Annotated in this window: 7 protein-coding genes; 5 read left to right on the plus strand and 2 right to left on the minus strand. The window is 42.1% G+C overall.

Annotated elements, in window-relative coordinates; all coding sequences use genetic code 11:
• Nucleotides 1–6 precede the first annotated feature (6 nt).
• From AC6R1O_RS04645 to AC6R1O_RS04660, 4 genes are all read left to right on the plus strand, one after another.
• Nucleotides 7–1110: a glycosyltransferase gene (locus AC6R1O_RS04645; protein ID WP_500656559.1), complete on the plus strand. Its 1104-nt coding sequence runs from the start codon at nt 7–9 to the stop codon at nt 1108–1110.
• Nucleotides 1100–2035 carry a rhamnan synthesis F family protein gene (locus AC6R1O_RS04650; protein WP_500656555.1) on the plus strand — a complete coding sequence of 312 codons (936 nt, stop codon included), beginning with the start codon at nt 1100–1102 and terminating at the stop codon, nt 2033–2035. Before AC6R1O_RS04645 ends, AC6R1O_RS04650 begins: the two co-directional genes overlap by 11 nt.
• Nucleotides 2036–2182: 147 nt before the next feature.
• Nucleotides 2183–3109 (plus strand): 3-oxoacyl-ACP synthase III family protein, encoded by a 927-nt coding sequence (locus tag AC6R1O_RS04655; protein ID WP_500656556.1) that lies wholly within the window; start codon nt 2183–2185, stop codon nt 3107–3109.
• A gap of 201 nt (nt 3110–3310) precedes the next feature.
• A complete protein-coding gene (locus AC6R1O_RS04660) occupies nt 3311–4240 on the plus strand; it encodes a glycosyltransferase family 2 protein (RefSeq protein WP_500656560.1) in 930 nt (309 codons plus the stop codon).
• On the opposite strand, the gene AC6R1O_RS04665 is transcribed toward AC6R1O_RS04660, so the two are convergent.
• A complete protein-coding gene (locus AC6R1O_RS04665; protein WP_500656557.1) occupies nt 4223–4981 on the minus strand; it encodes a glycosyltransferase family protein in 759 nt (252 codons plus the stop codon). The two genes, AC6R1O_RS04660 and AC6R1O_RS04665, sit on opposite strands and share 18 nt — an antisense overlap.
• Nucleotides 4982–4984: 3 nt before the next feature.
• Nucleotides 4985–6859, minus strand: coding sequence for a polysaccharide biosynthesis protein (locus tag AC6R1O_RS04670; protein WP_500656558.1), 1875 nt, complete (start codon nt 6857–6859; stop codon nt 4985–4987).
• Nucleotides 6860–7019: 160 nt separating this feature from the next.
• Here AC6R1O_RS04670 and AC6R1O_RS04675 point away from each other — a divergent pair.
• A partial coding sequence (locus AC6R1O_RS04675; RefSeq protein WP_500656561.1) for an NAD-dependent epimerase/dehydratase family protein occupies nt 7020–7149 on the plus strand: 130 nt, incomplete at its 3' end.

Raw genomic sequence — 7149 nt, forward strand, 5'->3', positions numbered from 1 at the left:
GTGGAAATGTCTCCCCTAGTTTCGGTTTGTATTCTTTCTTTTAATCATGAGAAGTATATTAGAAAAGCTATAGATAGTGTATTAGCACAAAGCTATTCAAATATAGAGATAATTATTGTTGACAATGGTTCATCTGATTCAACACCTTCATTGATCCCCTCTTCTTACAGAGAGGAAATATTAAGTGGTAAGATTAAGTTTTTTCCTTTGCCTAGCAACACCTATCCTTCTCACGGTACAAATTTTGGCTTGAGGCAGGCATCAGGAAAATATATTTCAATATTGTCTGGCGATGATACTTTTGTTCCGAATAAGATAGAAAGACAACTGGATGTTATGACCAAAGATGGTTTAACTAACCTTTTCACTTGGGTGAATATAATTGATGAATGCGATAACGTTATTGAAAATAATTACCTTGAATTTATTTTTAATCGAAACTATACAAGTGCAGACATCAAAGCTCACTTTTTAAGAGAGGGAAATATGCTATGTGCCCTCTCTCTAATGTTCGAAAGGTCGATGTTCGAGAAATATGGCTTGTTTGATGAACGTCTTATTCAACTTCAAGACTACGATTTTTGGCTCAGGATAATATCTAAGGAACCAATAAATCTCTTAAGAGAAAAGTTAGTAAACTATCGTGAACGTGGAGATGGCCAAAACCTCAGTCTCCTGAGGTCAAACGAGCGGACAAATCGAGTTGAGTTTGAAGAACTTTACGTTAATAGAAACTTTTTGAACTTTGACATAGTGACAATCGAGTCAGTAACAGGAAGAAAAGTTGACGAGCATGGCTCAATCGCGTTAGCACTTTATGACTATTATTTAAGTTTGGGTAATGAAAACTTTGCTAAGGGTTTCTTGTTATCTATTTACGATGAAATAAGTCCTCAAGTTTCTTTCCCATCGCATTTGTACAACCGTTTTTTTGAATGTTACTCTACTGTTAGTTTTTTCAACTCTGAGTTAGCTCGACAGAAAGAGAGGGAAGTCTCTTTACTGAAAGAGAAATTGCACCTATATGAAAGTTCCAGAGTAATTAGACTCGTAAAATTGATGGTATCTTGGTATCGCAAATTTCTTGGAAAGTATAAAAATGAATGTTAGTAATAATGAGACTCATGATAATATTTCATGGGATAAAATTGAAAGTAGCGTTTTATCTGTGACTGAGTTTGCGAATTTTTCAAGTTTAGACCAAAGAAAAGTTGCCATTTTCTGTGGCTACATAAAAAGTACAGAGGAGTTTAATTATCACGATAGAATATACCAATGGCTCAAAGCTAATGGCTATTATGTTATTCTAGTGATGCCAAATACAGCCAGTATCCATAATTCTGAGTTAGCAAAAGCCTGTGATGTTTTTATTGAAAGAGAAAACTTCGGATATGACTTTGGTTCTTATGCGTGTGGGTTACAATATGTGAATTCCATTCGCGAGTCTGATGAGATAACAAGGCTACTTTTTGTTAACGATAGCTTTATAGGACCGTTTGGACACTGTATGCCCATAGATGATACCGGTGAATTTTGGGGTAATACTGACTCCAACCAGGTAAAGTATCATTATCAAAGTTATCTTTTTGGATTTAACCTAGAGAAGACTAAGTTGTCAGTTGTTAATTCCTTTTTCTTTGAGCGAGGTGATATTTATACGAACGACAAAGACAAGGTTATACATAACTTTGAACTTTCCTTGTTTGAGTATTTCTATTCCCAAGGGCTTGACTGCCAAGTACAATACCCCGTATCCACCCTAAGAATTGACTTTTTAAAGCGTCCTTTCAGTTTTATCTCTTATCGTCAAGTTTTTTCTAGATTTTTCTTTTATTTAAGAGTCTTACGTCAGGACGTTAACCCGACACATCAGTTGTGGTATCAATTATTCAGTAGAGGTTTTCCTTTTTTAAAGAAAGAACTTTTGCGTGATAATCCCACGGACTTTCCTGATCTCAGAAAAAAGGTAGATCACGTTATAGCTAGTCCTGATTTGATTAAAGATTATAGAGAGATCGTTAAGTGCCATCTATGAATTAATTTCTCTTTCGGTTCATACTGAGAAGTAGATCTTTCGCTTAGTTAACCAAGTGGACTTCTAGTTACCCTTAGTGAATGATTTTTAGATATAGGGCTTCATAGATATGCTTATCACACGATAATTTATTAAAGCGATTTGATTATGAGTATTTCAGTAAAGAACATCGGTATTTATATTCCAGATAGAAAAATAGATAACGTCGCGTCAGCAATTAAACTGGGCAGAGATAGTCACTTTGTTGATAAAAGACTTGGTGTAAGGAAGAGAGCCGCAAAGGAGGCCTCCCAGAAGGCGTCTGATTTGGCCTTGAGAGCAATTGAAGATTTGGAGCTTAAAGTTCCTAATGTTTTGAATGATCTAGACGCTCTCGTTGTGATTACTCAAACAGGAGACTATGCAATACCTCACACCTCAGCGATAGTCCACGGTAAACTAAAGTTGAAAGAGTCCGTATCTTGTTTTGATATCTCGCTTGGTTGTTCAGGTTATATATACGGACTTTCTTTGTTGAAGTCTCATATGTTGGAAATGGGGTATAAAAATGCTTTGCTTGTTACATCAGACCCCTACTCTGAAGTTGTAGACCCGCTAGACTCTTCAACGGCTTTGCTATTTGGAGATGCCGCAACCGCTACATTGCTTAGTTACGATGGTGTATATCTTATTGAGCGTCCAATACTTGAATCTAATGGGACGGATTGGGAGGCTCTTTACCTAGATGGCCATTTAAAAATGGACGGAAAGAAAGTTTTGAACTTTGCTTCAAAAAATGTGGCTGCGCAAGTTGACACTTACCTAACAGAAAGATCATTGACCACTTCTGAAATAGATTTGTTTTTAATGCACCAAGGAAGCAAAGTTATTATTGATAATCTTAGAAGAAAGATTGGTGTTGACGAAAGGAAAATGCCATTTATGATTTCCGGGTACGGGAATACTGTTTCATCTTCTATTCCTCTGATGCTTAGCCATTATATTGATCCTCCGAGCGAAGAAATTAAAAATGTAATCATTTCAGGATTTGGAGTTGGCTTATCTTGGGGTACAATGTTATTACGAAAGGTTTAAGGTATTGTTTTCATTTTGTGTATCTGTGGTTAGTCCTATTTGATGTCTTTTTTCTCTAGTTATCATATCTAACTTTCATGTTGGAGATTAGAATAGAAGAACTTCCCTGTTTCCACTTTCAACTGGGTCACTACAGATCTTTGTATGGCTTATATTCTCTGTTGTTGAGTTAATTTGCTATGGCTAGAGGAGCCTCCTTTGTTGACCACATCTATCATCGTTACCTTTCAACCCCAGTTAGCGAATTTTGAGGGCTTATTGCATGCTTGCCAAGCAAATGGCAACCGCGTCATAGTGGTAGATAATGGCAGTGAAAATGCCAAAGAGCTTGCGCAGCTTTGTGAGTTGTTCGAAAGGGTGGATCTCATTTGTTTAAACGCCAATCTTGGCATCGCTGAGGCACAAAATATTGCGATTAGGCAGCTTAACATCGAGGACGATGATCTAGTGGTGTTCTTTGATCAAGACTCATCGATTAATGACGATTATTTGATTCAAGTTGAGGAAACGTATCAGAAGCTAGAGCGAGACTATGGCAGCGCACTTGTACTCGGTCCTCGTTTTTACAATCGTGTCTCTAAGTTTGAATACCCGGTCATCAAATTGAATCACTTGGGTCTAAGGCAAAAGCTTTTACCTAGTCATTATGCTCATCCTACTGAAGCGTCTTGTATCATTTCTTCCGGTATGGCAGTGAAAAAAGGGACTCTCAACCGAGTAGGCCTGATGGATGACACTTTATTTATCGATTATGTCGATACGGAATGGTGTTTAAGAGCGCGTAAGCTAGGATATCCGATTTTGGTGGAGCCACGCTTAGTCATGGAGCATGAGATTGGCACGAACAACGTTAAGTTTTTGAGGTGGCGTGTTCCTGTCCATTCGGCAGCTAGGCGTTACTATCGGATTCGAAACTCATTTTTCTTACTTAGATACTCGCACGTGCCTAAACTGACGAGTTTAAGAGAAGTCATTTTTTCTATTGTGCATCAAGCTTTTCTCGTTGTCTTTACTGACGAGAAAGTCGGACACCTTAAGTCCTTGGTTAGGGGGGTGAGGGATGGTCTTTTTTACAAAAAACGGAAACAGGGCTCATCAAACTCCCAGGGCTCATCAAACTCCCCAATGTAGCCTCAATTGATACCTTAGAGAGCTTTGCCAATACCAAATGAAATGCTTGGATAGAAGCCGTCTGTTTTGATGAGATGCAAAGTGGACGGCTTTGATGTTGGGAAAGTAATAAACGTTTAACTTGTGCTTGTTCGCACGCGTACAGATGTCCGCATCTTCAAAATACATGAAGTAACGTTCATCAAAGCCGCTCAGCACCTCAAAGCTATGGACAGTGAAGAGTAGAAAAGAACCCGCGGCCCATTCGATTCGCGTTGGTTTGTCAATTTTGCTTTTGTCGTAGACATCACTTCTGGGTATCCCAACTAAAGACTTTAATGGTGACAATAGACTTGGGTAGCGTCGAATAGAGCGATCGTAAGTGCTCAGCGACTTGTCGGTGTAGAGGTTGATTGCCGAGATGTCGGCTTGGTACTCAGTCGCTTGTGCTACCAACTCTGACACGCTCTCTGCGTCGATTTCAACATCAGGGTTCAGTGCCAAAAAGAAGTCTTCACCGGTCGGGCTCAGGTGCGATTTAACGTACTGAAATACTTCATTATTGTTGGCCCCGAATCCCTTGGGTTTGGAACCTTGTAGTAGACAGATATGGTGCTCATGGCAGAAGTCGCTGAGTGCGGGTGTTGGCTGCGTGTTGGATTTTATGATGATCGTGAAATGTTGGGCAAGTGTCGGCAGCGTCGGGTTCTCGACAATCATCGCGTCGTGATGGTGATTTACAATAGAAATAAAGACAGTCATAAATCAGCTTTCGCTCTCGCGGGGTGTATAGCCAGTAGGCGCATCAAGTAAGATACGTCGAATACAGCTCACATCAAAATTGTGGCAACACGTATCCAGCTCATCCAAAAGCTGCTTCATTGCTTTCCAGTCCAACTTGTCTTCACAAGCAGTCATAATTTTTTGATGGCCCGTTCCCTGGACATTATCGCCAATCAACAGCTCTTCATAAAGTTTCTCTCCGGGGCGAAGACCCGTGAACTTGATTTCAATGTCACCGTCCTCTGGCGAGTTGGCGGTGTATTCCTTCATCCCCATCAGGTGGATCATACGTTTGGCTAAGTCTAAAATCTTAACCGGCTCACCCATGTCTAACACAAACACTTGGCCATTGTGCCCTAGGGCGCCTGCCTGAATGACCAACTGCGCGGCCTCAGGAATGAGCATGAAGTAGCGAATAATGTCGGGGTGCGTCACTGTCACAGGGCCGCCCGAACGGATCTGCTTTTTAAAAAGCGGTACAACAGAGCCCGAAGAGCCTAAAACATTACCAAAGCGAACCATCGTAAAGGTGGTGGATGATTGTTTATCGGCCAGTGCCTGCAAAACAAGTTCAGCGAGGCGCTTACTCGCTCCCATTATGTTGGTGGGGCGAACCGCTTTGTCGGTGGAGATTAAAGTAAAGTTCTCTACGCCGGTTTCAATGGCAGCATTCGCGCAGGCAAACGTCCCAAAGACGTTGTTGCGAATCCCTTCTACAATGTTGTCTTCTACGAGCGGCACATGCTTGTAGGCAGCCGCGTGATACACGGTTTGAATGCGGTGCGCCGTCATCAACTTGGTTAAGCGGTTTTCTTTTTGCACTGAGCCCAGCGCCGCAACGAGTTTTGTCTCGGATTGGAGTTTTGCCTTGATGCCGTTTAATTCTTGGTCAATTTTGTACAGGTTGTACTCGTTGAGCTCAAAGAGAAGTAGGGTGGCCGGTTTTTGAGCAAGAATTTGGCGACAAAGCTCAGAGCCAATCGAGCCACCGGCGCCGGTGACCATGACGTTCTTTCCCGTGATGTTTTGTGACATCAGATAGGAGTCTGGATCGACAGGTGCGCGGCCTAACAAATCACCGACAGCCAAGTCTTTAATCTCTGTTGCACTGCCTCTGCCTGCGGCGATGTCTTCGACCGAAGGCACCGATTGGATTTCAATTGGCCAATTGGAGAGCTTTTCCACCAAACGCAAGCGTTGGCCTTTATTGATGTTGTTGATAGCAAGCAGCAACTTAACAGGCTGATAGAGAGACTGAAGTTGCTCGAACTCTGACGGGTGGTACACCTTAATGCCAAACATGATTTGCCCAGATTTACTGCGGTCATCGTCTAGCAGAGCAACGGGGTGGTATTCGTCGCCTTGGATGAGGGCATAGGCCAAGTCACGACCGGTAGAGCCCGCCCCATAGATGAAGACATTGGGCTTTTGGCGTCGGTAATAATGATAATAGATGGTGCGAATGAAGATACGCGGGCCACCTAGTGTCAAAATCGCTAATCCGGCATAGATAAACGGCACACTTCTAGGAATAAAGGAGTGAAAGAAGAAGCCGCTGAGCGCCAGTGTTAAGGTCGACAGTAAGACACTAAAGAAGATGTAGCCCATAGCCGGCAGCATCATGTAGCGCAAAACAGCTCGGTACATCCCTAATTTGGCAAAGCTGATGATCGTGACGGCGAGTGTCACCACAAGACTGGCAAATTCGTCAAACCCAATCGCAAACTCTGTCGTGCCTAAGCGAAACACAATGGCCAAATACAGCGAGGCAATCACCGCAAGGATGTCATAGAGAATGGTGATCAGCCGCTTGTTTCTGCGACTGGCATTAAGAAGAAGTTGAATTGGGGTGAACATCGAATACCACTGCCAGCTGAAAATTATTATTTTTTATTATGTCGCCTGTATTCTAGAAACCTTTAATGTCAAACGCTAGAGGAAAACGGTATCATTTGCCCCAATTGTGTCCTCACACATTGTTTTGTACGAGAAAAGCGCCAGTTAGCGCAGGGGGAAAATGAAGGTATTAGTCACTGGGAGTAACGGTTTTGTTGGCGCTCGCGTCATGCAATTGGCGAAACAGAGAGGCTGGCAGGCGGTGGGCGTTGTCCGTGTATCCTCTAAGCCGATTTCTGAGTCCTCATTTG

This window comes from Vibrio sp. R11-SG3-ISO3-SZ, assembly GCF_059834345.1.